The 24,989-nt window shown below is 52.3% G+C and carries 20 protein-coding genes; 6 read left to right on the top strand and 14 right to left on the bottom strand.

Annotated features, from left to right (window positions below; genetic code table 11):
• Positions 1-8: 8 nt before the first annotated feature.
• Both C2U41_RS09105 and C2U41_RS09100 read right to left on the bottom strand, forming a co-directional pair.
• Positions 9-665, bottom strand: a complete 657-nt coding sequence (locus C2U41_RS09105) for a CoA transferase subunit B (protein ID WP_003020022.1) — start codon at positions 663-665, stop codon at positions 9-11.
• 2 nt (positions 666-667) lie between these two features.
• Positions 668-1,375, bottom strand: a complete 708-nt coding sequence (locus tag C2U41_RS09100; RefSeq protein ID WP_003020020.1) for a CoA transferase subunit A — start codon at positions 1,373-1,375, stop codon at positions 668-670.
• Positions 1,376-1,517: 142 nt separating this feature from the next.
• On the opposite strand from C2U41_RS09100, the gene C2U41_RS09095 reads away from it, so the two are divergent.
• Complete coding sequence (locus C2U41_RS09095; protein WP_003020016.1) at positions 1,518-2,408, top strand: LysR family transcriptional regulator; 891 nt, start codon at positions 1,518-1,520, stop codon at positions 2,406-2,408.
• A 19-nt stretch (positions 2,409-2,427) separates the two neighbouring features.
• Here the strand turns inward: C2U41_RS09095 and C2U41_RS09090 are convergent, their stop codons facing one another.
• The 7 genes from C2U41_RS09090 to C2U41_RS09060 are packed head-to-tail and all read right to left on the bottom strand — an operon-like array spanning position 2,428 to position 9,345.
• Positions 2,428-3,363: an ABC transporter ATP-binding protein gene (locus C2U41_RS09090; protein WP_103848692.1), complete on the bottom strand. Its 936-nt coding sequence runs from the start codon at positions 3,361-3,363 to the stop codon at positions 2,428-2,430.
• On the bottom strand, positions 3,356-4,342 hold the full coding sequence (locus C2U41_RS09085) for an ABC transporter ATP-binding protein (protein WP_003836252.1): 987 nt from the start codon (positions 4,340-4,342) through the stop codon (positions 3,356-3,358). The genes C2U41_RS09090 and C2U41_RS09085 overlap by 8 nt, the downstream gene beginning before the upstream one ends.
• Positions 4,339-5,235, bottom strand: a complete 897-nt coding sequence (ddpC, locus tag C2U41_RS09080; protein ID WP_103848691.1) for a D,D-dipeptide ABC transporter permease — start codon at positions 5,233-5,235, stop codon at positions 4,339-4,341. The genes C2U41_RS09085 and ddpC overlap by 4 nt, the downstream gene beginning before the upstream one ends.
• On the bottom strand, positions 5,232-6,254 hold the full coding sequence (locus tag C2U41_RS09075; protein WP_032935738.1) for an ABC transporter permease: 1,023 nt from the start codon (positions 6,252-6,254) through the stop codon (positions 5,232-5,234). The genes ddpC and C2U41_RS09075 overlap by 4 nt, the downstream gene beginning before the upstream one ends.
• Before the next feature lie 44 nt (positions 6,255-6,298).
• Positions 6,299-7,861: an ABC transporter substrate-binding protein gene (locus C2U41_RS09070; RefSeq protein ID WP_003843680.1), complete on the bottom strand. Its 1,563-nt coding sequence runs from the start codon at positions 7,859-7,861 to the stop codon at positions 6,299-6,301.
• 15 nt (positions 7,862-7,876) lie between these two features.
• The gene (gene ddpX / locus C2U41_RS09065; RefSeq protein WP_003020004.1) at positions 7,877-8,464 is read right to left on the bottom strand and encodes a D-alanyl-D-alanine dipeptidase; all 588 of its coding nucleotides are present in this window, start codon (positions 8,462-8,464) and stop codon (positions 7,877-7,879) included.
• Between the two features lie 14 nt (positions 8,465-8,478).
• Entirely contained in the window at positions 8,479-9,345 is an 867-nt protein-coding gene (locus C2U41_RS09060; protein ID WP_003020002.1) for a MurR/RpiR family transcriptional regulator, read from the bottom strand.
• A 401-nt stretch (positions 9,346-9,746) separates the two neighbouring features.
• On the opposite strand from C2U41_RS09060, the gene hdeB reads away from it, so the two are divergent.
• The 5 genes from hdeB (at position 9,747) to C2U41_RS09035 (ending at position 14,506) form a co-directional block, all read left to right on the top strand.
• Positions 9,747-10,076, top strand: a complete 330-nt coding sequence (gene hdeB / locus C2U41_RS09055) for an acid-activated periplasmic chaperone HdeB (RefSeq protein WP_003019999.1) — start codon at positions 9,747-9,749, stop codon at positions 10,074-10,076.
• Between the two features lie 155 nt (positions 10,077-10,231).
• The gene (locus C2U41_RS09050; protein ID WP_044702437.1) at positions 10,232-12,175 is read left to right on the top strand and encodes a methyl-accepting chemotaxis protein; all 1,944 of its coding nucleotides are present in this window, start codon (positions 10,232-10,234) and stop codon (positions 12,173-12,175) included.
• 179 nt (positions 12,176-12,354) lie between these two features.
• Positions 12,355-12,669: a helix-turn-helix domain-containing protein gene (locus C2U41_RS09045; protein ID WP_003836258.1), complete on the top strand. Its 315-nt coding sequence runs from the start codon at positions 12,355-12,357 to the stop codon at positions 12,667-12,669.
• Positions 12,662-13,933 carry a type II toxin-antitoxin system HipA family toxin gene (locus tag C2U41_RS09040; RefSeq protein WP_103848690.1) on the top strand — a complete coding sequence of 424 codons (1,272 nt, stop codon included), beginning with the start codon at positions 12,662-12,664 and terminating at the stop codon, positions 13,931-13,933. The genes C2U41_RS09045 and C2U41_RS09040 overlap by 8 nt, the downstream gene beginning before the upstream one ends.
• 54 nt (positions 13,934-13,987) lie before the next feature.
• Complete coding sequence (locus tag C2U41_RS09035; protein ID WP_003836260.1) at positions 13,988-14,506, top strand: hypothetical protein; 519 nt, start codon at positions 13,988-13,990, stop codon at positions 14,504-14,506.
• Here C2U41_RS09035 and C2U41_RS09030 read toward each other — a convergent pair.
• The 5 genes from C2U41_RS09030 to C2U41_RS09010 all read right to left on the bottom strand — a co-directional run bounded on the left by C2U41_RS09030 (position 14,503) and on the right by C2U41_RS09010 (position 24,713).
• Complete coding sequence (locus C2U41_RS09030; protein WP_103848689.1) at positions 14,503-15,870, bottom strand: glycoside hydrolase family 10 protein; 1,368 nt, start codon at positions 15,868-15,870, stop codon at positions 14,503-14,505. The genes C2U41_RS09035 and C2U41_RS09030 overlap by 4 nt on opposite strands.
• A gap of 12 nt (positions 15,871-15,882) precedes the next feature.
• Entirely contained in the window at positions 15,883-16,170 is a 288-nt protein-coding gene (locus tag C2U41_RS09025; RefSeq protein WP_003019974.1) for a VF530 family DNA-binding protein, read from the bottom strand.
• 134 nt (positions 16,171-16,304) lie between these two features.
• On the bottom strand, positions 16,305-17,633 hold the full coding sequence (locus tag C2U41_RS09020; RefSeq protein WP_181013972.1) for an HlyD family type I secretion periplasmic adaptor subunit: 1,329 nt from the start codon (positions 17,631-17,633) through the stop codon (positions 16,305-16,307).
• The gene (locus tag C2U41_RS09015; RefSeq protein WP_103848687.1) at positions 17,633-19,372 is read right to left on the bottom strand and encodes a type I secretion system permease/ATPase; all 1,740 of its coding nucleotides are present in this window, start codon (positions 19,370-19,372) and stop codon (positions 17,633-17,635) included. Before C2U41_RS09015 ends, C2U41_RS09020 begins: the two co-directional genes overlap by 1 nt.
• 10 nt (positions 19,373-19,382) lie before the next feature.
• Positions 19,383-24,713 carry a peroxidase family protein gene (locus tag C2U41_RS09010; protein WP_103848686.1) on the bottom strand — a complete coding sequence of 1,777 codons (5,331 nt, stop codon included), beginning with the start codon at positions 24,711-24,713 and terminating at the stop codon, positions 19,383-19,385.
• Positions 24,714-24,989 lie beyond the last annotated feature (276 nt).

The following is a 24,989-nucleotide window of genomic DNA, read 5'->3' as shown; positions in this document are numbered from 1 at the left end:
TCAGCTCCTCAGTTAAATTGCATTTCGGGGACAGTTTCGGGCACGATCAGCTTGCCGGCGGTTCTGGCGACGATTTCATCCACACTGATACCCGGGGCGCGTTCACGCAGAATGAACGCCCCGTCGGCAATTTCCAGCAGAGCCAGGTCGGTCAGCACGCGTTTGATGCAGGCCACGCCGGTCAACGGCAGGGTGCAGGCGGGAAGCAGTTTGGACTCACCGCTTTTGGAAGCATGGGTCATTACCACGATGATGTTGTCGGCTCCGGCAACCAGGTCCATCGCGCCGCCCATGCCTTTCACCATTTTTCCGGGGATCATCCATGAGGCGATATTGCCGTTAACATCGACTTCAAACGCACCGAGCACCGTCAGATCAACGTGGCCGCCGCGGATCATGGCGAAGGATTGCGCAGAGTCGAAAATCGCCGCGCCTTTGCGCGCCGTCACGGTCTGTTTCCCGGCGTTAATCATGTCGGCATCAATTTCGTCTTCTGTGGGAAACGGCCCCATACCCAGCAAACCATTCTCTGATTGCAGCATCACGTCCATGCCATCAGGGATATAATTTGCCACCAGAGTGGGAATGCCGATCCCAAGGTTGACGTAATAACCGTCGCGCAGCTCGCGGGCGACGCGCATCGCCATTTGTTCACGCGTTAACATGGTCAGGCTCCTTTCTGGCGCAGGGTGCGTTGTTCAATACGTTTTTCAAACTGCCCCTGAATAATGCGGTTAACGAAAATTCCGGGAGTGTGAATCGCTGCAGGGTCCAGTTCTCCGGGAGGGACAATCTCTTCGACTTCCACGACGGTAATGCGCCCGGCGGCGGCCATCAGCGGATTAAAGTTCTGTGCGGTGTGGCGATAGATGACGTTGCCGTACCAGTCGGCTTTCCAGCCTTTAACCAATGCAAAATCACCGGTTATCGCCTGTTCAAGGATGTAAGGGCGTCCGGCAAACTCGCGAACCTCTTTCCCTTCCGCTACGGGGGTTCCATATCCAGTCGCGGTAAAAAATGCCGGGATCCCCGCGCCGCCCGCGCGCAACTGCTCTGCCAGCGTACCCTGTGGCGTCAGGATGGCTTCCAGTTCGCCGCTAAGCACCTGCTTCTCAAACAGGGCGTTTTCCCCTACATAGGACGCGACCACTTTGCGCACCTGGCGCGTTTCCAGCAGTACGCCGAGGCCAAAGCCATCCACGCCACAGTTGTTTGATACAACGGTAAGTCCCTGTACTTCTCGACGGCGTACTTCGGTAATCAGGTTTTCAGGGATCCCACATAAACCAAAACCGCCCGCCAGCAGCGTCATGTTGTCGGTCAGTCCTTCCAGCGCCTCTTGATAAGTGGCAACACGTTTATCCAGTCCAGCCATACACTTGCCTCCCCAGTTGTCCTTGCCGACATCATTGGGGGTGAAAAATGATTTGTTAATTTTAAATTTGTGACTCACTCATTGGGTTTTTTTATCAATTTAATGTTAATTAAAGGTATTCAACAAGTTAAAGGAATGCGAAATGGGAATGAGCATCAAACAGTTACGCGCGTTTTTAGCGGTAGCTCACACTCTGAATTTTGCTCATGCCAGTGAAAGACTGAACATGTCGCAACCCGCATTAAGCCTGGCGATTAAAGGACTGGAAGATTCGCTGGGCGGGGCGTTACTGTTGAGAACCACCCGCAAAGTGACTCTGACGCAGGAGGGAGAAACGCTGCTGAATATGGGGAGACAGTTGCTGGCGGACTGGGAGAATACGGAAGAAGCCATGCGCCAACGCTTTACGCTGCAGCGTGGTAAAATCTCGATCGCCGCCATGCCCTCATTTGCCGCTAACGTCCTGCCATCGGTACTGAAAACGTTTCGTGATTCTTATTCCGGTATCAACGTAACGGTTCATGATGTGATCAATGAACACGTGATTGAAATGGTCAGTGAAGGGCGGGTCGAGATGGGTATAGCCTTCGAGCCGGACTATTCGGGACATCTGCATTTCACGCCGCTCGGCGTGGATCGTTTTATCGCGATTGTGCCGCCAACCTGTCGGCTGGCAGACAGGGATCGTATTGCATGGCGCGAACTGCTGACGCTGGATTTCATCACCTTGCAACGTCCGTCAGCCGTGCGGCTGATGCTGGAAGAACAACTGGTGCAAAGCGGACATACGCTGGAAGTGGCGCTGGAGAGCCATCAATTAGTAACCGTTGGCCGTCTGGTGGCTAACGGTCTGGGCGGTAGCGCCGTACCTGCACTATGCCGCACGCAAATGACAGAGTTAGGCGCAACCTGTATCGATCTGGATACGCCGGTGATCCAGCGTCGGATCGGGGTTTTGCGTTCAGCACATCATAAATTATCTACTGCTTCCGAGGTGCTGGTGGATTCACTGAAAAAGGCGTATCGCACCTGACTTTTCTCAACGGCTCAAGTCATGTAACCGCCCGCCAGCATCGAACATCACATCCGGCATCACTTTTCAGTAATGCCTGTTTTTTCTCACAACCGTGGGTTGCCAATGGACATCTGTCACGGAAAAAGCATCCCTGGGGCAACGTTCGGTTTCTCGGTAGCTCGGTTTTACGTAACACCAAATCTTCCGTCAGTGGCGCGCCCGTTTTAGGGACAGAGTCCAGCAATAACCGTGTGTACGGATGGGCGGGGTGAGTGAGAACGTGTTGAGCATCGCCCAGCTCAACAATTTGCCCTAAGTACATCACCGCCACACGGTCGCTCATATGGCGGACCACCGACACGTTATGCGATATCAATACGTAGGTCAGATTTCTGCGCGCCTGTAGTGACACCAGAAGATTGAGAATTTGCGCCTGCACAGAGATATCCAGTGCTGAAGTGGGCTCATCGAGGACGATAACATCCGGTTCTGACGATAGTGCCCGGGCGATGGCGATACGCTGGCGTTGTCCACCGGAAAACGCATGCGGCAGACGGTCGAGATATTCCGGACGGATGCCTACCTGTTGGGCCAAATCTTCAGCAAGCATACGGCGCTCACGTTCCGGACTTCGTTTTTGGATCCATACCGGCTCAGTGATCGTGCGCCATACCGGTAAGCGAGGATCCAGCGATGAAAGAGGGTCCTGAAAGACCATTTGCATACCGTTATGCTGTTTATCACCACGGCGAGAATAGCTTCCCTGGCTGGGTTTCAGCATGCCCATCAGCAGTTGCGCCAGCGTACTTTTTCCACAACCGGATTCGCCAACAATCCCCAGCGTTTCACCCTGGCGAATCTGTAAATCCAGGCCGTTGAGCGCATGCACCCGTTCCGTAACCTTGCCAAGCCAGTTTTTACGCGCAGGAAAGTTGACATGAACATCCTGCAGCGCCAGTAAAAAATCAGACATGTGTTGTCTCCAGTTGTGGATACCAGCAGGCAGATTGTTGATCTACGCCTCCCTGACTACTTAACGCAGGCGTTTCTTCACAACGAGGACCAGCGGCAAAGCAGCGCTCACGAAATGCGCATCCGGCAGGTAAGCAGGTTAGGTTCGGTACGGTGCCGGGGATCGCAGGTAACAATGCGCGTGGTTCGCCGTGTTCCGGCGCGCATTTCAGCAAGCCGATGGAATAGGGATGAGTCGGACGTTGAATAACGGTTTGCGTCGGGCCACTCTCAATCACGCTCCCGGCATACATGACGTACAACCGGTCGCATAACTGTGAAACCACCGCCATATCATGGCTGATAAATAACACGGCTGTTCCGCTGGCCCGTGCTTTTAACTTCAGCAAACGCAGCACCTGCAGTTGCACCGTGACGTCCAGCGCGGTGGTCGGTTCATCGGCAATAATAAGCTCCGGCTCGCACGAAAAGGCCAGCGCAATCATCACGCGCTGGCGCATCCCGCCGGAAAGCTCAAACGGAAATCGTTTCATGACCTCCGGCGCGTCCGGGATTTGCATCTCTTCGAGTAGAGCGACGGCTTTCTGGCGGGCATCCGTGCGGCTTAACGCCTGGTGATGGCGGATCACCTCCACCATTTGCTGGCCGATACGCCGGGTCGGATTCAGTGCCGTCATGGGCTCCTGAAAGATCATCGCGACGCGTGCGCCGCGCCATTGACGCATTTGTTTCTCACTGGCGTTGAGCACATCTTCACCCAGCAGTGAAACGCGGCCCTGGTGAATACGATAGCTTCCCTCCGGAAGCAGACGCATGGTGAGCATGGCGGTCACGGACTTACCGGAACCGGATTCACCCACCACACCAACGATTTCTCCGCGGTTGATGTGCAGTGATACATGGTTCAGCGCATGCACATCAGCTTTATAGCCGGGGAAACTCAGATGTAAATCTTCGATTTCCAGTACGGGTTGTGTCATGACTGTTTTCCTCCGGCTTTCGGATCAAGCAGATCGCGAATACCATCGCCAAAGAGATTAAAGCCCACGGCGGTAATCAGAATGGCCGCGCCGGGAAAAGCACAATACCACCACTGATCAAGCACATAATTGCGGCCAATTGCGACCATCGCGCCCCACTCAGCGCTGGGTTGCTGCGCACCCAGACCGATAAACCCGAGCGTGGCAGCCATCAGGATCGCACTGCCGATATCCAGCGATGCCTGCACAATGAGTGGCGGCAGAGAATTGCGTAAAATGTGCCAGCTAATCAGATGCCAGCGTGAAGCGCCGTAGGTCCGGGCAGCCTGTACATAGCTAAACTGGCGCACCACTAACGTCTGACCGCGGGCGAGGCGCACATAGAAAGGGATACGGACGATGGCAATCGCCAGCATGGCGTTAAACAGGCTGGGGCCCAGCGCGGCGGCCAACGCCATCGTCAGCACCAGCGAAGGAATGGACAGCATAATGTCCATCATCCGCATAATTATCGCGTCGGCGTGCCCGCCCATGACACCCGACAAGCAGCCCAGCAGTGATCCCAATCCCCCGGCGATACCCACCACCACCAGACCCGCAACGACCGACTGCTGACTTCCTACCAGAACGCGGCTGAACAGATCGCGGCCAACTTCATCGGTACCAAACCAGTGAGCGGCTGACGGGGGCAGCAGGCGCGCACTCAAATTGATGGCATTAGGATCGTGTGGCGTTATCCACGGCGACAGCACCATCAGCAGCAGTATCAATACGATGATGACCCCGCCAACCAGCGTCAGCGGGCTACTTTTCATCATCCAGAACAGTTTGGCCCAGTCCGTGCGGCGGCGTGCTGTCTGAGGGGCGGTCGGCGTTTCTTGTGTGAGCATCATTCAGCACCTCCACGTCCAATTCGAGGATCTATCCACAAATAGAGCAAATCCACCACCAGGTTGACCAGCACATAGGCGAACGAGACCACCACGGCAAATCCCATTACCGCCGGGAAATCGAGCGCCTGAATTGAGGTCACCACCCAAGCGCCCATACCTGGCCAGGCAAAGACCGTTTCGGTCAATACCGCACCGTAGAGCAGATCGCCCAGCGCCAGGCCGAGGACGGTGATTGATGGGATGAGAGCGTTAGGCAATGCATAGCACAGCACGATGTACCAGCCCGGTAACCCGCTGGCGCGGGCGGTACGTATGTAATCTTCACTCAGTTGCTCCAGCATGGCGGAACGAATCTGGCGGGCAACGATCCCAAGATGTACAAAAGCCAGTGTCAGCGACGGCAAAATCAGGTGCTGAAGCGCATTGAAAAAGACTTCGCCGTTGCCTTCCAGTAGTGCATCAATCAGGTAGAACCCGGTGACGTGAGCAGGTGGATCCAGCCAGTCGTCTAAACGTCCACCGCCGGGTAAAATTTGCAGATGACCGTAAAACAGCACGATAACCCCCAGCCCCAGCCAGAATGCAGGCGTGGAGATACCGGTAATTGCCATTAGCCGAACAAGGTGATCAAGCCAGCGGTTACGCCAGACCGCAGATAAAATACCCAGCGGGATACCTATCACCAGCGCCAGCAACAAAGAGCAGAAAGCCAGCTCAAGGGTAGCGGGGAAGAAAATGCGCAGTTCATCCAGTACCGGACGCCCGGTGCGAATGGAGGTGCCTAAATCGCCGTGAAAAATGTCGCTGACATAGCGAAAAAACTGGACATACAGCGGTTGATTCAGCCCCAGCTGTTGGCGAATATTTTCGACAATTTCATCGCTGGCGCGGTCGCCCGCCAGCAGCCGTGCGGGGTCGCCAGGTATCAGATGTGAAATAATAAAGGTGATTACGCAAACACCGATAACCACCAGAATAAGTCCCCAGCATCGCTGGCGCAAAATACTCCAGAACGTCATTAGCTTCCCCTTGCGGAGCCAGAGCGGCTCCGCGTAAACGTGGCTTATTTACTCATGGTGGAGATATTGAAGACCTGTTCCAGCATGGGGTTGAATACAAATCCTTTGACGTCTTTGTTCATCGCCAACTGATAGTTTTTCTGGAATAAATAGACGTAGGCCGCTTCATCAATCACGATGGTTTGCGCCTGCTGGTAGTCATTGGTTCTGGCCACCTGATCGGTCGTAGCCAGCGCGCTACGTAGCAGCTTATCGACCTCACTGTTTTCATAGAACGAACGGTTACCCGGCAAGCCTTTCTTATCTGACTCAAACCAGTAGTTCATAAACATGTACGGGTCGGCAAAATCCGGACTCCAGTTGCCAATGGCAATGTCGTAATCGCCTTTGCCCACGCGGTCACGCATGGTGGCGTTCGCCAGTTTTTCCAGCTTCACCTTAATGCCCAGTTTGCCAAGGCTTGCCTGGGTAGCAAGCGCGATAGGTTCCCAGTTTGGATCATTATCTGAGTACAGGAAGCTCAGGCTTTCAGGTTTGGTGGCAACTTTGTCCCACGCTGCTTTGGCTTTGGCTTCATCGAAGCTGTACTGCATGGCCTTATCGTCAAAACCCCACATGCCTTCGGGGATTGGGCCACGCATTTGCTTTCCATTGCCGCTCAGGATCCCGTTGACCATGCCTTTATAATCGGTGGCCCACGAGATAGCGCGGCGTAAATCCACCTGATTGAGCGGGGCCTTACTGTTGTTGAGATACAGATAAGTCACGCGCAATGAGGGATAATCCGCCACGTTCACTTTGCCTTCCTGTTTTAAAGCAGCAAGCTGGTCAACAGGAAGCGCATCGGCAATGTCGATATCGCCACGGGACAGTTGCAGGCGACGAGAGGCGCTTTCACCAATGATTTTGACTGAGACGCGCTTAAACGTCGGTTTTGTACCTGCATAATGCGGGTTAGGCACCAGCACCAGTTGTTGTCCCTTTTGCCAACTCTTCAGCATGAAGGGACCAGAGCCTGCCGTGTTCTGTGCCAGGAATCCGCGGGCATCGTCTGCGGCATGCTCTTTTAAGATGGCCGGGTTAATGATTGAGGCACCGTCATTTGCCAGCGTATACAGAAACGGAGCAAACGGCTGGCTGAGGGTAAACTTCACCGTGGTGTTATCAATGGCCTCAACCTTCAGATCTTTCGGGAAAGCCTCCGCAGGTCCCTGACCAATCTTGAGCAAACGTTCGAAGGATTGCTTTACCGCATCAGCCGTCACCGGTGTTCCGTCGGCGAATTTGGCATCGTTTTTCAGGGTAAACGTCCACTCTTTCTGGTCGTCCGAGGCTTTCCAGCCGCTGGCTAAATCGCCTTCAACTTCCGTGGAACCTTTACCACCATCGGTTTTGTACTGAACCAACCGCTGGTAAGAGGGATAGGTGACCGTCCAGTCATTGTTATCTATGGTCACAGCGGGATCGAGCGTCTGCGGATCGGCGGCTTTACCAATCACTAACATATCTTTGGGAACAGCAGCCTGCGCGGCGGGCAGGGCTACCGCTAACGCAACGGCTATCAGAGCGGGGCGGAAAAAAGCGTTTAACGCAGGTGTAGTCTTCATAACCAGGCTCCAGAATTAAAGGGGATGTTGTGTTGTTATAGACGTGACAGTGTAACAATCTATTTGATCGTCAAGCAGCGGGTAACGGGCGGCATCAGGTAATTCAAAATGCCACCATTCGCTGTTAATACCGACAAAACCACCACCAAACATAATGGCATTGAGCAGCAGGCGGTTACGCTGCGCTGCCGGAGGAACAGACGGATGCCAGGCATGGGAACGGTCGTGCATTTCATCAAAACCGGCCCCCATATCAAGGAGATGGCCGCGATCGTCCATCAACGTGACGTCAATGGCCGTACCCCGACTGTGATTGGAACCAATGGCAACATCGACAACATATTGCGGGTCGGGACAGGCATTCCACAGTATCGCCTGCGCCTGCTGGGGGCGATACGCGTCGTACACCACCAGCGACAAGCCCGCCAGTTGCGCAATGCTGATGCTTTTTGCCAGCGCGGTTACCGCCTCGGTGTGCAACAGGCAACGCGCTTCCCTGTAGATAGGTGCGCCGGTAATGTTGTCGGCAGTAGCGTATTTAAGATCGATATGCAGCGACGGAAATATCACCGACAGATCGACCAGTTCTGGGAGTTCTGACATAGCACGTTTCCTGTTTATTGTTCGAATTGACCAAATTGTTGTTGTAACTGGCGATTAGTTTGCAGGCGTCCTGCGAGGGCGTCACCCAGTTGCGCCACCACCGCAGAAAGTAATAAGTTGAACAGACAGCTCACCGGTGCCAGTGAGTCCCAGAAATGTCCGGTGTCGGTTTTTACCTGAAGCAAATCAATGGAATAATCCCTGGCCCATGGGCACCACACATCGGTAATTAGCGCCAGCGGAATGCAGCGTTCAGTGGCGACACGGCAATATTGTCGCGAAATAGCGGAGTAGGCGCGCATATCGGTAATAACCACGTAAGGCTGGCTGAATCCCGAGTTCAGCGACTCTACCCAACTGCCGGAAAGGCCTTCGGAGTAGCTGACTTTAGGTCGCAGATATTCCAGGTGACTAAAAAAGGCGTTAGCGATCCCGCGGGTGGACTGGATCCCGAGGATGTACACGGCTTCCGCATGCGCCAACTGCTGTGCAATGCGTAGAAACGTCTCACCCTGAGCAAGTTGGTAGACGTGGGTAATGGCGTCGATTTCCAGTAACAGCGACTGGTGCGCCCGATCTGGCAGGCTTTGTTGCTGGTGCCAGGAATCCAGTCGTTCATTCATTCCCCAGGGCTGATACGGAACTACAGGCAGCTCACGCAGACTGGCTTTTGCATCCTCCAGGTTACGAAAGCCCAGTTTACGCAGATAACGTCCGACGGTAATGCCGCTGGTTCCGGTCGCTTTAGCGATGCCATCCGCGGTTTCAAATGGGATCTGCACAGCATGGGCTAACAGCCACCCAGCCACGCGCTTTTCGCTGGGCGTCAGCTGGCTAAAGGTTTGCTCTATGCGGGTAAATAACTCTGGTTTGGCTGTCATTACCTTCTCGCTGTTAGTTGTCTGTCAGATTCCGTATCTCTGTTAGCGAATTAACAATGCAGGACGCGTGCCACGTCAGTAACAGCAGCATGCTGGCTGTTTTTGTTAAAATTCAGCTCAAATTCGTTAACTAATGATCAACATTTGTGCAGCGTAGTTCAGTTTTGGTGCAACGGCAGAGGAAGCGGGGTATGAATCTGCTGATTTCGTCGGAACGATCACATTGTGGGCAACATTTATCCCTAAGACATAAGAATCAGTAATTGAAAATATAAATTTCAGCCATATCAATAACACCAATCTTTATTCTTATGACGATAGGGGTATTATTTTTCGCGAGCTACATTAACGGTGTTAAGCGCAAGTGTAGATATTATTTATATTATACATGGAGTACTACAATGAATAAATTCTCCCTTTCTACAGCAGGTATTCTGGTCGCAGCGCTGTTAACCAGTGTCAGCGTCAATGCAGCAACAGATAACGCTAAAACTGAAGTGACTCCGAAAGGCATGAACTGTCAAGAGTTTATTGATTTGAACCCACAAACTATGGCTCCGGTGGCCTTCTGGGTGCTCAATGAAGACGAAGACTTCAAAGGTGGCGATTACGTAGACTATAACGAAACCGTTACGACTGCAGTTCCTCTGACCGTTGAACTTTGTAAGAAACATCCGCAGAGCGAATTAAGTAAAATAAAAGACGAAATCAAAAAAGAATTATCTAAATAAAATTAAGCCGTTATTAAAACCCAGCCAAAGTGCTGGGTTTTGTTATTTGTGACGTTGTCACTTATTTATTTTGCAATACTTAAGAAAACTTTATAAAGATATAAACGCCTGTGCCGATACTGGATAAAAGTTAGCCTTTTGCAGAAGGAGTTTGTATGGCCTGGTATCCTACTCGTATTTCAACGCGTTTAACCATCGGCGGCATTCTGCTGCTTGCAGTAACGACTATTGTTATCGTGGTGATTATGCTCTGGCGTGGTCAGCCGCGCGTCGTTGAAATCAACACCGCCCTGATCGAAGAAACAGGGCAAGGTTTAACCCGTCAGTTGAGTACCGTATTGTCCCGAATTGAAGGTGAGACAGTCAGCATGTCGCGACTGGCTGAAGTGTTGCCTAACGATGAATCTCTGTATCAAAGCGTCGTTCCGCATCTGATTGGTGAAGGTAAAGACTCGATTATTACCGGCGGCGGCATCTGGCCAGAACCAGACGCCTTCACCGCAGGTGTGGAGAAAAGAAGCTTTTTCTGGGCGCGTAATGCCGAAGGAAAGCTTGTCTATTCCAACGATTATAACGTCGAAGGATCAAGCGGATACCACAATGAAAGCTGGTATCAGCACGCCAAAGGGCAATCACAAAACAACTGCCTATGGTCTGATGTTTACCAGGATGCCAGTTCAGGCGTCAACATGGTGACATGCAGCGTGCCTTATCAGCAGGCGGGCAAGTTTGCCGGTGTCGCTACCACCGATATCCGTCTGGATAACGTCGCAACTTTCATGCAGCAGCAGGGCAACAGTACTGGCGGTTACGCGTTTGTGGTAGACAAGCAGGGACAAATTCTCTATTTCCCGCAGGCCGACCTGGCCAAACATAAAACCATTAACGATCTGGCGCAAAGCGCGCAGTGGCTTATCCCGGTGCAAAACGGTCTGAAATCTTTGCGCCCGACAGATGGGGTGAAGACCATAACGCTGGAAAATGATCTCGTCCTGAATACAGCGTCACAGGTCATGCTGTTCCCGATGCCAGATACCGGCTGGGTCGTAGGGCTTGTGACACCAGAATCACGTATTGTCGGTCTTGCCAAAGTGATGATGCAGGATGTTCTGGAGGTATTGATCCCTATCATGACGCTGTTGCTGGTGGGATCATGGCTGGTGGTTCGTCGACTAATTTCACGTCTCGATGATACCCGTCAGGCTCTTGATGACATCGCGCAGGGAGAAGGCGATCTTACCCGTCGTCTGGATGTTCGCGGCAAAGATGAGATTTCGGCTATCGCCGAGGCGTTTAACCTGTTCGTCGATAAAATCTCGGCCATCCTGATCACCGTCAGAAGCAGTAGCACAGTGGTGGCGAATAACGCCGTTAGCCTGGCTGACAGTAATATGGAGCTTTCATCTCGCGTAACGCAGCAGGCCGCTGCGCTGGAAGAGAGCTCAGCGGCTATGGAGCAGTTAAATGCGACCGTTCATCAAAACGCCAGTAATACACAATTGGCGGATGAGCTATCCGATAACACAGCGCAAACGGCCAACCGTTGCGGTGATGTGATGCAGGGCGTCATCTCTACGATGGATAACGTCAGCGCCTCATCCGGCAGAATGGTGGAAATTGTCGCGGTCATCGACAGCATTGCGTTCCAGACCAATATTCTCGCCCTGAATGCCGCGGTTGAAGCCGCCAGAGCGGGTGATGCTGGCAGAGGGTTTGCCGTCGTGGCCTCCGAAGTGCGCACGCTGGCTCAGCGCAGTGCCACCGCCGCCCAGGAAATTAAAGCGTTGATTGATGAATCCGTTTCTCATGTTGGTAGCGGAAGTCAGCAAATTCACACTGCCGGCGAACGTCTGGGAGAACTGGTCAGCAATGTGCGTCAGGTACGCCAGTTGATGGGGGAAATACGCGTTGCGGGTGAAGAACAGCGTAAAGGTGTTTCCGAAGTTACGCTCGCCGTTACCGAAATGGACAGCACCGTTCAGCAGAATGCCTCGTTAATTGATGATGCCGCAGCACGGACGCAGGCGCTGAAAGAGGAAGCGGAACAGCTGGCATTGCTGGTCTCTTCTTTCAGATTACCTGAGCCTTCCGTTGCCTGATAACCACATCCTATCCGGGTACAGATCTTGTGCCCGGATAATTCCAGTATAATGGTGCTTAACCATGATTAATTGATTTAACTCCTCTTTATTGTGTCTTACAAAACTTTGAATCATTCTCCTCTTAACTCTATAATATTGGGTGTAAAGTCGTTTTTATTCCAATAAGAGCCAATGTTATGGATTTAACGCTCAATACAGCAGCCGATATCGTCAAACTACTTTGCGACAGATTGCGTAAGGAACGGCTCGCGCAGCAAATGACGCAGGCAGATGTTGCCGCGCGTTCAGGTGTCGGTGTGAATACCGTTTCGAATCTGGAGGCCGGTAAAAATGTAGGATTTGAGAATCTGGTCAAAGTCGCGATGGTGTTAGGCTATGGTGACGCGCTGGAGGGCTTATTCAAACCCAGGATCGACAGTCTGGATGATATTTTGCGTTACGAGAAGAGCGCGGCACGCCAGCGGGTGAAAAGGAAAAATACTGATGCTTGAGCAAGTCGATGTCTTTTATGAAGGCTGGGGTGAAAAATGGTTGTGGGGAAAACTGGTGTCTTCCTCAGCCCTGACCGGACGCCCGTTGATCGCCTTTGAATACAGTGAAGACGCTATACGTAAGGGGCTGGAGCTGTCCCGGTTAAGGTTACCGCTGAACGGTCCTCGTTTACGCAGGGATTTCCCGGCTCATCAGTTGGGATTACCAGGACCCGTGTACGATTCGCTACCTGATGGTTGGGGTATGCTGTTGATGGATCGTTTATTTAAACGCCGTGGACTCAACGCAGCGCGCATAGGACCTCTGGAGAGGTTAACCTGGGTCGGCAATAACGCAATGGGCGCCATGACGTTCCGGCCCGTTCAGTCAGATGTCGAGACGCTTTCAAAAGAGGATGTTCCTCTCGAACAACTGGCATCTGAGGTTCAGGAAGTCCTGAGCGGCGAAGGCGGGGAATTCTTGCAAAAACTGCTCCAGATGGGCGGTTCACCGCAAGGGGCCAGGCCAAAAGCGTTACTCTATCGTGACAGTGTCACGTCAAAGTTCACCACTGCGCCCCTCCCGGAGAGCGAAAGCTGGTTGATTAAATTTCCTGCCAGGCATGAGCATGCTGAGGTATGTGCCATCGAAGCGGTATATGCTGAATGTTTGCGGCAATGTGGGATCACTACGCCTGATACCGCGTATTTTAATCTGCCTGACGGGCAGGCGGCATTTGCTACCCGCCGTTTCGACCGTGACCAGTCGGTCCGTATTCCTATGCAGAGCCTGGCGGCATTTACCGGTGCAAATTACCAGATACCCGGTGCTTTAGATTACCGGGATTTTCTGCGCGCCACACAGATTTGTACCAATGATGTCAGAGAAAAAGCGAAAGCGTTCGAACGCGTGGTTTTCAACGTGGCATTTAACAACCGTGATGACCATCCCAAAAACTTTGCCTATTTAATGTCAGCCGCAGGAAACTGGACTTTGGCTCCGGCTTACGACGTGACCTGGTGCGAAGGACCCGGCGGGTATCACCAAATGGACGTGCTGGGAGAAGCGCTGGATATCGAAAGAAAGCACCTGCAGCAGCTTGGCATACAGGAAGCTGAGCTATCAGCTGAGCATGTGAACGCTATAATCGACAAGATCTGCCACCATGCAACAGCGCTAAGCGTTACAGCCAAAGACAAATACGCCGATCAGATAACACAAACTACGCTGAATACGATACAGAAACAGATTAATGAAAATGTCCGCAGGTTAATGTCCCTGTGATCCAGAGACAGCCGCTACACTTAGCGAAGAATTAAATCTGAGCGAGGCAACGTTATGGCTGAATTTGTCGTGAATATGCTGAAAAACACGCCAGTTTGGGTGTATCTGCTGTTTGCCTTTCTACTGTATCGAGGGATTAAAGCCAGAACACCTGCCACTGTCACGCTGGAAAAGCTGGCGCTGATCCCCGCTATTTTTTTAGTCTGGGATATCTACGATTTAATCACTTATCGCGACCCGACCCTCATTACGTATATTCAGTGGGCGATAGGTATCCTCAGCGGCGCAATCATTGGCTACATATTAATTAACCCCGGTCGTTTGAGCCGCAGTAGCGCACCACGGAGTATTCACCGTCCGGCAGATTATTCCGCATTGCCATTTATGCTGATGGCATTCGGCGTTAAGTACGTACTTGGCGTACTTAACGCCATTTCCCCCGACGTTTTACGTCAACCCGCAATGAGCGCCCTGGCTATCATTACTGGCGGCATGTTCGCCGGAATTTTTGTGGGGAAATTTACCCGCTACGTGAGCGTCTGGCTCAGGCTTCCCGCTCAGAACAACCATTAACGTCCCCAACGATTGCGAATATAGGTCACAGCTTCCTGCGTTTGCGGTTGATTAAGGTAATCTTCGCGAAACAGGATCGTGCCGTTAATGTACGGTTCGGTCTCGTTTAGATCGAGCTGCTTTTTCAGTTCCGGCACACCGCCTTTGACCGTCCAGTCTGGCTCTTTTCTCGATGGTTCACCAACTTTATACAGCGCTACACCAATGTAGAGGCGAGTGTTGGTTGATTTCACGACATCTGCCCACCATTTTGCCAGTACATCGTAGCGCGCTGCATCGCGGGCAAAAGGCCAGTAGAGTTGCGGTGCGATGTAATCCAGCAAGCCTTGTTGCACCCAACGGCGGGTGTCGGCATAAGACTCATCATACGCTGCCGCACCGCGCGTGTCGGAGCCCGCTGGATCGTGCGAACGGTTGCGCCATACGCCCGCAGGGCTGACACCGAATTCAACCTCAGGCTTGAGTTTCTTGATAGTCCGCGATACCTGGGCAATCAGCCGTTGCGTGTTATCGCGGCGCCAGTCAGCTTTGGAAGCGAATCCCTGGCCGTATCTTCTGAACGTCTGGCTGTCATTGAGCGCAGAGCCAGGAGACTCGGTATAGAAGTAATCATCAAACTGCACACCGTCAACAGGGTAATTCTCAACCACTTCCGCCACGATGCTGGTTATCCAGTCGCGCACTTCGGGAATACCGGGGTCTAACACAAAACGCTCGCCCGCGGTGCGGATCCAGTCCCGATGCAGGACGTATACGCTGGACGGTGTTTGTGACAGCGTGCTGTTTAATTCAGTGACCGTCGAAGGTTTGGTGTTTACAGACACGCGATAGGGGTTAAGCCAGGCATGAACTTTCATTCCGCGCTTATGCGCTTCATCGAGCATAAACTGCAGCGGATCGTAACCCGGATCCTGGCCAATCGTGCCGGTCAGGGTATCTGACCACGGCAGAATCTTTGACTTCCACAATGCGGTCCCATCGGGCTTAACCTGGAAAAAAACGGTGTTAATACCAAGTCGTTTCAGGTTGTCCAGCTTATCCGTCAGCGCTTTTTGCTGCAGACTGATGCGTACAGCAGGTGAACTGATGTTCACAGATGAGATCGGCGGCCAGTCAAGACGTGAAACCGTCGCCAGCCAGATCCCACGCACTGGCTCCTTGCTCTGCTGAGGTTTGCTCACCGGAGGTTGCGGAGTGGTTTTGGGGCCGGGCGGTTGTGAAGAACAGCTGCCAAGTAACAACATACTGCCCACAAGTACAGCAAACCATTTCATGTTGGTCAGCGGTAGTCTGGCACGAGAACGGGCGAGAATCTTCGCCAGTTTTTTCTGATAATTTCCTGAAAAGAAACCGGATGCTGCCATCTGATTTTGCTCTTATTTCTTCTTATTGCGGCTGTTAGCCCAGGGATCGAAGGCCGGTTCGGGAGTGTTATTTGAGGCCTGGTCATGTAGAGAGTCCAGGTACAGTGCTTCTACTTCTGCCCGTGCCCACGGCGTACGGCGCAGAAACTTCAAACTGGATTTAACGCTCGGTTCATTTTTAAAGCAGTTGATATTAATGCGTTGCGCCAGCTCAGCCCAACCATAACGTTCAACCAGGGCATTGACCTGCATTTCTAGCGTCACGCCATGTAAAGGGTCTTTAGAATTATGAGCATTCATATGAAGTCCAGTTCAGTGGTTCCAGATTTTGTCAGTAGTGAGACGGGAAGAAGGTTACAAGAAAGCAAAGCTGCCAGCAACGGCAGAAAGCGGTATGGCGAGACAAGCCGTACGTCATACCGGCAATGGATGGATCAATACTCTTTAAAAGCCAGTTCCAGACGGGCAATCAACGGTTTAAACAGATAACTCATCAGGGTTCGTTCACCGGTCTTGATCGTCACGCTGGCGGGCATTCCCGCTTTAATTTTGTAATCGCCCAGCAAACGCGCGCCCTCTGCTGAAACCTGTACTTCCGCAAGGTAGTAAGGCTGCTGAGTGGCTTCATCAATTAAACGGTCCGCAGAGATAGTCAGAACCTGGGCCGGAACCGAAGGTAACAGCGCATGGTTAAGGGCAGGGAACAGCACATCAACGGTTAAACCGGGGACCAGTTTATCAATGGCATGTACGGGTATTTTGGCATCAATTTGCATCGGTTGTCCGGCGGCGACGATATCCATCAAATGTTCTCCAGGCTGAATGACGCCGCCCACGGTACTGACTTTAACATCCAGCACAATACCGTTAATCGGTGAGCGGATCTCGGTGTTATCCAGCTCATGACGCGTTGATACCAATTCATCCTCCAGCATTGCCACTTCTTTTTGGTTTTCCGTCAGTTCAGACTCAACTTCACGTAAATATTGATGACGCACCTGGTAGGCTTTAATTCTTAATTCGTTCTGCTGCGATTTCAGTTTGGCAATGTTAAGAATATCTTCTGAAACGCTGCCAGATATTTCTGCTGCCTCGCGCTCCAGCACCAGTAATTGTGCTTTGGGGTAATAGTTTTTTTCGCTCAGCGCCCGAATAGCCCCTAACTCCCGGTTAATCAGAGAAAACTGGTGGTCGCGATAGCCTTTTATTTTATTGAGATTATCCGTCTGTCCAACCAGACCATCGAGCGTCTCCTGAATCATCGACAGTTCATCCTGAATCGTTTTGCGACGGGTATCGAAAAGTTTAGCCTGCAGATTTCTGACTTCTGATAGCCGTTTATTGCCAGAGAATTGCTGCGTCAGCGTAGTATTAAAGCGGATCACATCCAGGTCATCGCGTTCTGCTAACAGGCGATCTTCGATACTTTTTGCAGAAATATACTGGGCATTCAACGCGCTGAAACGCATTTCAAGCTGCATTTTATCCAACCGGACGAGGACCTGATTTTTCTTCACGAAGTCGCCTTCTTTGATAAAGATATCGGTTACCCGACCGCCGCTCAGATGCTGAATGGTTTTGCGGTTACTCGATACGGTAACCGTACCATCGGCGACCACGCCCGCATCTAACGGAGCTTGCACTGCCCAGAGGATAAAACTACCGACACCAAGCACAATGACGATCACGCCCCGGATAATCGGCGACCAGATATTGGTATCTACGCCAGCAGAGGCCGTGTTGTGGGGGTTCTTTTTCATCATCAAGCCTCACGTTGCTGTTCAGTCGTGGATGGAGAAGGCGTAGCCACCGGTTTCAGTACGTTGGCCTGACGCAAATGGGCAAAAACCTGATCGCGGGTACCAAACTCCTGTATAACGCCATCGTTAAGCAGCAAAACCTTATTGACCACGCCGAGCAGCGTCGGGCGGTGTGAGATAATGACTGTGGTTTGTCCCTGGGTACGCAGAGCATTGATGGCTTTAACGAGTGCAAATTCGCCCGCGTCGTCAAGATTGGCATTCGGTTCATCAAGCACGATAAACGCAGGATTGTTATACACGGCGCGCGCCAGCCCGATGCGCTGCCGCTGCCCACCGGAGAGCTGGTATCCACCTGCGCCCAGCAGAGTGTCATAACCTTGCGGCAAGCGCAGGATCATCTCATGAACGCCTGCCAGTAATGCGGCGGCGACGATAAGCTCACTGTCATTCTGCGCGAAGCGGGCAATGTTTTGTGCGATGGTACCGTCAAACAGTTCCACATCCTGCGGCAGATAGCCAATAGACGGGCCCAGCAGCGCTTTATCCCACTGGCATATATCTGCGCCATCTAATCTGACTTTCCCTGATAACGGTTTCCAGACACCAACCAGAACCTTTGCCAGCGAGGTTTTTCCTGAGGCTGAAGGGCCGATAATCCCCAGCACTTCACCTTGCTCCAGCTGGAATGAGATATTACGCAGTAGCGGAGAAGGCTGGCCGGGGGCTGCAGCGAAGACGCTTTCGACGCTGATGTTGCCATTCGGACGCGGCAGGGTCAGTACCTCTTTCGGCGCCGGATACTCCTTCAGCAAGGTTGAGAGCTGATGCCACGCGCTACGAAACTGCACGAACTGCTTCCAGCTGCCAATGACTTGTTCTACCGGGTTGAGGACGCGGCCAAGAATGATCGAGGCGGCAATCATCAAGCCCGGGGTAATATGGCCGCCGATCACCAGTAAAGCCCCGGCGCCCAGCGCAATCGACTGCAGTAATACCCGCACAAAGCGGCTGAGACTGCTTAACCCGGCCGTTTTGTCGGCAATCTGTGTTTGTAGCGCCAGCACTTTGTTATGTTGCTCCTGCCAGTTGGACTTCAGGGTCGAAAGCATCCCCATCGCTTCAATGGCATCGGCGTTTTGCAGCTGTTTATTCAGTTTGCTGGCATTGTTAATGGTTAAGGTGTGCGCTTGCTGAATCGGGCGCTTGGTAGAGATTTCAGATACCAGCGTCAGAATAAATAATAATGTTATTCCGCCGAGAGAAAGATATCCCTGCAGGGGATGGACCAAAAAGGCGATGAAAAGATATATCGGCGTCCAGGGAATATCCAGTAAGGCGAACAGACTATTCCCGGAAAGAAACTGACGGATCTGATCCAGTTCGGCTAAAGATTGCGCCGGGTTGTTATCACCGGTAACCATCTTTCTTTTAAAGGCCGCGTTAAAGACCAACTGACTTAGCTTTATATCCAGCCTGTTGCCAAGCCTGACCATAACCTGCGCGCGGGCAGATTCAATCATGGCAATAACGATGTACAAGCCGACAATCAATAAGGTTAACATTAACAGCGTGGTGGTATTTTTACTGACCAGCACACGATCGTAAACCTGTAGCATATAAATTGCCGGCGCCAGCATAAGCATATTAATCACACAACTAAAAAACAGCAGCATCAGAAAAGTGGGTTTCGTTCCCTTTAATGCATCATTCAGTTCTGTTGGCGTATGCTGGCGCGACATAGTCTTCTCCTTATACGATCAATGAACTATTGCCATTGTTGCTGGCAAGGGTAGTGGGCATTTCCAGATAAAAGTCACCAATATTCACGGTGGTCGAATTGACGCCCACCAATGTGATGGTGTCTGTACCGATAGTCACAATGGTGTTGCCATTGTTTCCGGTGATAGACACGCTGCTGGCAAAATTACCCGCGTTGATACCTAACAAGACGAGATCAAGGAAGTCCTGTCCGCCGTTGGGGTTACTGTCAAAACCGGTAATTCGGTCCTGCCCAAAGTTGGCCCCAAAGGCGAAGATGTCGCTCCCGGTACCACCGTCCAGAATGTCGTTACCTTCCTGACCATTGAGAATATCGTCCCCGCTACCGCCGGAGAGGGTATCCGCGCCCGCACCGCCAATCATGACGTCGTTGCCAACACCACCTTGCAGGTTATCAACGCCATCTCCGCCATCGAGGAAGTCATTCCCGATACCACCAAACAACTGGTCGTTACCGCCCATACCAAACAGATAGTCGCTACCAGAACCGCCCGTGATGGTATTTGCAATGGCATTACCGGTACCAATAAAACTGCCGTTGCCGGTAAATACCAGTTCTTCCACGTTATCGGTGAGGTCGTAGCTGCTGAGGCTGGTTCGGACAACGTCCGTACCGCTATTCACACCTTCGATAACCACATCACCGAAATCATCAACGATGTAGGTATCATCGCCCGCGCCGCCGGTCATACTGTCGGCACCAAGCCCGCCATCAAGCGTGTCGTTACCGGCATCACCTTGCAGAATATCTTGTCCCGCCTGACCAGAGAGGCTGTCGTTTCCAGCACCGCCGATGAGCAGATCGTCACCTGCACCGCCAAGTAAGGTGTCATTACCGCCTTCACCGCGCAGGATATCGCTCCAGGCAGTACCGACGAGGGTGTTAGCCCCGTTGGTACCAACAATCAGATCGCCCACAGGCTGGGTGGTGGTCGACGTCAGGACAACAGGGGGGTTGCCTTCATCGTCGACGACGGTAACGACCACCTGCAACGTTCTGCCGACCATAGCCTGGCCCGGCGTATAGGTAGCGGATGTCGCACCGTTAATGTTGACGAATCCGGTTGGCGAACTCATTCTCCATTGATAAGTGAAATTACCGCCGCTCAGACCATCAGCGTCAGAAATGCCTGAAACCACCGCGGTCAGCGTCAGGCTTTCAGTTGGGGTGAGGTCGTTAATTACTGGCACACCGGTCGTGGCCTGATTGCGCGGGAGGATTGCCTGAGTTTGTGCCGACACCAGGGTTTCAGCGTCACCCATGCGGTCGTTAAAACTGGCGACCACACGCAACGGTGCGCCCTGAATAGCGCCAGGCACTCTGAACTCAACGCCTGTTGCCTGATCTCGCCATTGGCCGTTGACGAATGCCTGCCAGGTCATAGTGATGGCCACATCCGCCGCCAGCCCGTTACCATCCAGCAAGTTCGCCACGTTGACGCGCAGCAGGTCACCCACCGAAGGGTTAGGATTGCTGATGGTCAGATCGCCCGTTGCTTGTTGCCCCGTCACCCACAGCTGCTTCCCATCGCCAAACTCCAGTTTTTCGATGTTCAACAGACGATCGATGCCATCATTCAGGTTCAGCGTGGCATCCGGCGTAGCGTGATCGACGCGCAGGCTACCGTCCGCCATACGGGTAAAGACATAGTTGCTGCTGACATCACGGTACACCGCGACGTCAGTTTCCGTGCCGTTACCTTCATGCAGAATTTCGCGCACAATCGACAGTTGATTCGGTTTCAGCGTGCCGGCCAGCATGTACGATTTCAGTTCGGCCATACCTTCGGCGCTGGTGAGTCCCGCCATACCCGTAACGGCAATACGAACGTTGAGCCACGCATCACCATCAATGATATCGTTACCAGCTTTACCCATAATGCGGTCGCTACCACCACCGCCGAGTAAAATATCGCTACCATCATCAGGGTTCAGTAGCACCGCGTCCGGATTTGTAGAACGCTCTACGCCGAGAATAGCCTGTAGACCGTTGATCCGGTCCGCACCTTCCTGGGTCAGGTTGTTAGAGAGGGGAACGCCCTGAACAGGCGCAGTACCTATCGGCTGTTCTGTTCCGGTCAGGATATCGTCGTGTTTCCAGCCCGACAGCCCTTCAACAAGATCAAAACGGTCGCGTAGAATAAACTCCTGCTGGTTGACGAAAATAGGGATCCCAAGGTCAGAGTTAGCGCCATTTGGGTCGCCTTTATGGATAGCCCAGTCGAAACCGGCCATGCCATTATTGCGCTGGATCCCCGCGCCCTGAACCATGATGTCGTCACCGGCTTCGCCATCGTAGTCGGTGTCGTTACCCTGACCGTTGAGGACATCGTGACCGATAATGGTACTGTTGAAGAACAACTCAGAGTTGTCACCCGCCAGCGTGTCAAACCCGTCGCCGCCTTCCAGCCAGTCATTGCCTTCGTTGCCCATCAGGAAATCACCACCCGAGCCGCCAAGCGCAAAGTCGTTATCCTGACCCGAGAAGACCTCCTGCGCATCTTCGCCGACCACCACGAAGTCGCTGCCGCTGCCACCAAAGACCAGATCGTTTCCGTTACCGGAAAAGATAACGTCATGTCCGGCATCGCCATGCAGGAAGTCCGCATCACCAACAGGCGTTCCGGTATCGGTAATAATGTCATCACCGTCACCGCCGTGGACCACATCTGCTTCGTCACCGCCGTCCAGTCGGTCATCTCCGCCATCGCCCCACAGGCTGTCGATCCCTTTACCGCCGATTAACGTATCGTTGCCAGCCGTCCCACCAAGCACCACATGCCCATCGCCGGTATATTTCAGATACCCACCATCGGCAAAACTATCGCCGTCAACATCCACCCCTGGGTCGCGACGCACCAACAACGGCGAGAGCAGATCCTTCAGCGGATTACCCCATTTCGGGTCGATTTCCGTTTGCAGCACGCGGTTCACTTCAAAAATATGGTCCGGTGTCTGGAACAGATTAGCGGGCAGGTGGGAGGAACCCTCATCACCAAGATCGCTGTTACGCATTACCAGCGCGGAAAACGAGTTGGCCTCCAGTTCATTGAGTAAGTTCAGCCCCTGAACGCGGCTCAGATAGTAGAAGCGATCACCGTCCTGAAGCATTTCCATTTGTGTTTCAAAGACGAAGTTGAAGGTTGAGCCGAGCATGCCGCCAAATTCATTTTTGCGCTCAGCCAGCCCGCCAATCCAGAAATCGACCATATTCAGACCGGTCTCTTTGGTTGCCCACGTTCCGGTACTGTTAAAGAAATCCATCGCATCCGCAGGCGGGGAATTGTTAGCATCACCAAATAACAGGAAGTTAACCGCTGCGCGCTTACCTTCAAGGCTGGTAGCGTTGAGGATCAGTTCGTGCTGGCCATAGGCGGCCATAAAGTTAATGATTGAAGCGGGATTTTTCAGGTAGGTAGTGAAGTCAGCCCAGCTGGTATAAGGCTTTAGTTGGCTATCGCCGCTTAAAGCAAAAAACTGCTCGCGGGCCTGGTTCAGCGTCGGCATTGCGGTGTCACGGCCACGGGCTATATTAAGCGCGCCTAAATCGAGGGGCAGGCCGATGAGATTATTACGCAGAGCATCGGTAATAAATTCATCAATTTCGTTACCCACCTGACGCGTCATACCACGCACGATTGCGCCGATAGCCTGATCGTCCGTGACGGTGGCCCCGTTGATTTGATTAAATGCTACCGGATTCAGGAATGCTGAAATCAGGTCAATATCACCGCTTTGCATATCAATGTCGGTACGCGCCACGGTTTCTGTCAGCATTGAATGCCCAAAACGGTAAACAACATGCGCAAACTCTGCAAAGATCAGCGGGTTAATATCCGCCGTGTTGGAGAAGACAAACGGATCGACGGCAGGTTGTACGGTACGGGCAAACTCCTCGAATACGAGGTGCTGATATTGCATTTCCGTGGAGAAGCGGCCTGCCTGGAATAAGTACTCACCGTTCCATACCAGAGTATTGGTATCGGCAGGTAATTCCGTGATTTGGTGGTTGGGCATCAACCACTGATTAATGAGGTCGATATCGCCGGTTTCCAGCAGAGTGGTTTTATACTGCTCAACCAGGCGGTTATGCTCGCTGTGAAAAACGGCGTGCACCGCAGTTAAACCTATATTTTCGTTCCCGCGCCCGTCACCGGTGATAAAGTGGCGATCGAGCAGTTCGTTATCATAGGTTCCTGCCGGTTGCGGTCCTTCTCCGCCGATGGCGCTGTCATCATCTGCCAGCAGACCAGCTTTTGGCACGGCAGTATGAGCGATGTCATCCAGAAACGCATGACCGGTGCGGAACGTCTCCGCGGGTAACAGGCCTCCGTTGGCTTCAACCAGCCCCCCGGTGGTAACAATCTGTACCTTTCCGTTTTCACTTAAAATCAAATTACCGTAGCGATCCGTTGCCAGCAGGGGAACATTAAACACGTCCTGATCGGTAAGTTTAATGCCAAGCAGGGTTTCAGCCTGGTTTTTAACATCGGCCCAGGTCGCCAGTCCACCGTTCGCACCACCCAATAAATTCCCGGTAGGCTCAGGTTTCCCATCAATAATGACGTATTCGCGGATGAAAATTTGATGTGAAGGATGGGAGGTGTAGGTTTGGTTTTGGTCGATGAAGGGGGTCGTCAGGTTTACTGTCTCTCGATTTTCATCCACCGTTGCCCGGGTTAATAGCATAAAGTTTGTCGACGACCCTTCAACATATAAAGGGTCATCGGGCTGGAGCGGAATGAAAACGATACCGTTGCCTCCTTTCGGAATCAGATCCAGACCATGGTCGAAAAACTGGCCAAAGAAGGTCATCCAGCCGTTAAAAGCAGGGGAGAGACCGATATCGGGAGACTGATTGGGAATGGATAAGCTGCCATCCCCAGTAACAGTCCCGCCGCCGGGCGCATCTTTTAATGCGTTAAAAGCCTCCAGCGCGGCCGGGTTTGAGGCCGTCTGGTCTGAAATTAAATTGCTAATTATTCGTGGGTCGGCATCAATAACAGTGCCACCAATTTGGATATAACTGGTCATTTGATCCGCATCCTGCCAGTTTAATGCGGTTAATCTCGGCATTGTCTGATCGGCAGAGCCGTATAATTCCTGACCTGGTAAAAGGTTATTCCATGAGCCATCTACCGTGCGAAGTCCATAGGGCAAGAGTGGGCTGGAGACTAATTCCCGAAGCATTTCAGCATTAACGCTCCCGTCTGGGTTAGTTGCCGCTTCGGATATTTTGATCTGCTTAAGAATAAAAGCAAGATCGTGCAGGGTGACAGTAAAGTCATATTGTGAGGCCATAAGTCATTACCCCTATCTTTACTTGTATTAGCTATCATCATTCGTTCTCATGTTTATAAAAAACATGTGAGAATGAGTCGTATTTAGTACTTGATTGTTATTGCTTGTACAACTCCATTTAATAAAATGCTCAGATTATCAATGACGTATTTAGCGTCATCTTCGTGGATATTCACATCGCGAAATAATGTAGTCGCAGGTTTAAAAGTTTGCTATTTGTGTGCAAGAGACACACTTGCTCTCTTGAATTATCAGGCATAGTCAAGGTCTGCTGCG

The organism is Citrobacter freundii complex sp. CFNIH4 (assembly GCF_002934505.1).
Lineage (GTDB): Bacteria > Pseudomonadota > Gammaproteobacteria > Enterobacterales > Enterobacteriaceae > Citrobacter > Citrobacter freundii.
The sequence above is the reverse complement of the archived record's forward strand: the minus strand, read 5'-3'. Positions and strand labels throughout refer to the sequence as shown.

What these genes read in the sequence shown, in the direction of transcription:
- C2U41_RS09105 (WP_003020022.1), bottom strand. Translation starts at nt 665, where the DNA reads ATGTTAACGCGTGAACAAATGGCGATGCGCGTCGCCCGCGAGCTGCGC.
- C2U41_RS09100 (WP_003020020.1), bottom strand. Translation starts at nt 1,375, where the DNA reads ATGGCTGGACTGGATAAACGTGTTGCCACTTATCAAGAGGCGCTGGAA.
- C2U41_RS09095 (WP_003020016.1), top strand. Translation starts at nt 1,518, where the DNA reads ATGGGAATGAGCATCAAACAGTTACGCGCGTTTTTAGCGGTAGCTCAC.
- C2U41_RS09090 (WP_103848692.1), bottom strand. Translation starts at nt 3,363, where the DNA reads ATGTCTGATTTTTTACTGGCGCTGCAGGATGTTCATGTCAACTTTCCT.
- C2U41_RS09085 (WP_003836252.1), bottom strand. Translation starts at nt 4,342, where the DNA reads ATGACACAACCCGTACTGGAAATCGAAGATTTACATCTGAGTTTCCCC.
- ddpC (WP_103848691.1), bottom strand. Translation starts at nt 5,235, where the DNA reads ATGATGCTCACACAAGAAACGCCGACCGCCCCTCAGACAGCACGCCGC.
- C2U41_RS09075 (WP_032935738.1), bottom strand. Translation starts at nt 6,254, where the DNA reads ATGACGTTCTGGAGTATTTTGCGCCAGCGATGCTGGGGACTTATTCTG.
- C2U41_RS09070 (WP_003843680.1), bottom strand. Translation starts at nt 7,861, where the DNA reads ATGAAGACTACACCTGCGTTAAACGCTTTTTTCCGCCCCGCTCTGATA.
- ddpX (WP_003020004.1), bottom strand. Translation starts at nt 8,464, where the DNA reads ATGTCAGAACTCCCAGAACTGGTCGATCTGTCGGTGATATTTCCGTCG.
- C2U41_RS09060 (WP_003020002.1), bottom strand. Translation starts at nt 9,345, where the DNA reads ATGACAGCCAAACCAGAGTTATTTACCCGCATAGAGCAAACCTTTAGC.
- hdeB (WP_003019999.1), top strand. Translation starts at nt 9,747, where the DNA reads ATGAATAAATTCTCCCTTTCTACAGCAGGTATTCTGGTCGCAGCGCTG.
- C2U41_RS09050 (WP_044702437.1), top strand. Translation starts at nt 10,232, where the DNA reads ATGGCCTGGTATCCTACTCGTATTTCAACGCGTTTAACCATCGGCGGC.
- C2U41_RS09045 (WP_003836258.1), top strand. Translation starts at nt 12,355, where the DNA reads ATGGATTTAACGCTCAATACAGCAGCCGATATCGTCAAACTACTTTGC.
- C2U41_RS09040 (WP_103848690.1), top strand. Translation starts at nt 12,662, where the DNA reads ATGCTTGAGCAAGTCGATGTCTTTTATGAAGGCTGGGGTGAAAAATGG.
- C2U41_RS09035 (WP_003836260.1), top strand. Translation starts at nt 13,988, where the DNA reads ATGGCTGAATTTGTCGTGAATATGCTGAAAAACACGCCAGTTTGGGTG.
- C2U41_RS09030 (WP_103848689.1), bottom strand. Translation starts at nt 15,870, where the DNA reads ATGGCAGCATCCGGTTTCTTTTCAGGAAATTATCAGAAAAAACTGGCG.
- C2U41_RS09025 (WP_003019974.1), bottom strand. Translation starts at nt 16,170, where the DNA reads ATGAATGCTCATAATTCTAAAGACCCTTTACATGGCGTGACGCTAGAA.
- C2U41_RS09020 (WP_181013972.1), bottom strand. Translation starts at nt 17,633, where the DNA reads ATGATGAAAAAGAACCCCCACAACACGGCCTCTGCTGGCGTAGATACC.
- C2U41_RS09015 (WP_103848687.1), bottom strand. Translation starts at nt 19,372, where the DNA reads ATGTCGCGCCAGCATACGCCAACAGAACTGAATGATGCATTAAAGGGA.
- C2U41_RS09010 (WP_103848686.1), bottom strand. Translation starts at nt 24,713, where the DNA reads ATGGCCTCACAATATGACTTTACTGTCACCCTGCACGATCTTGCTTTT.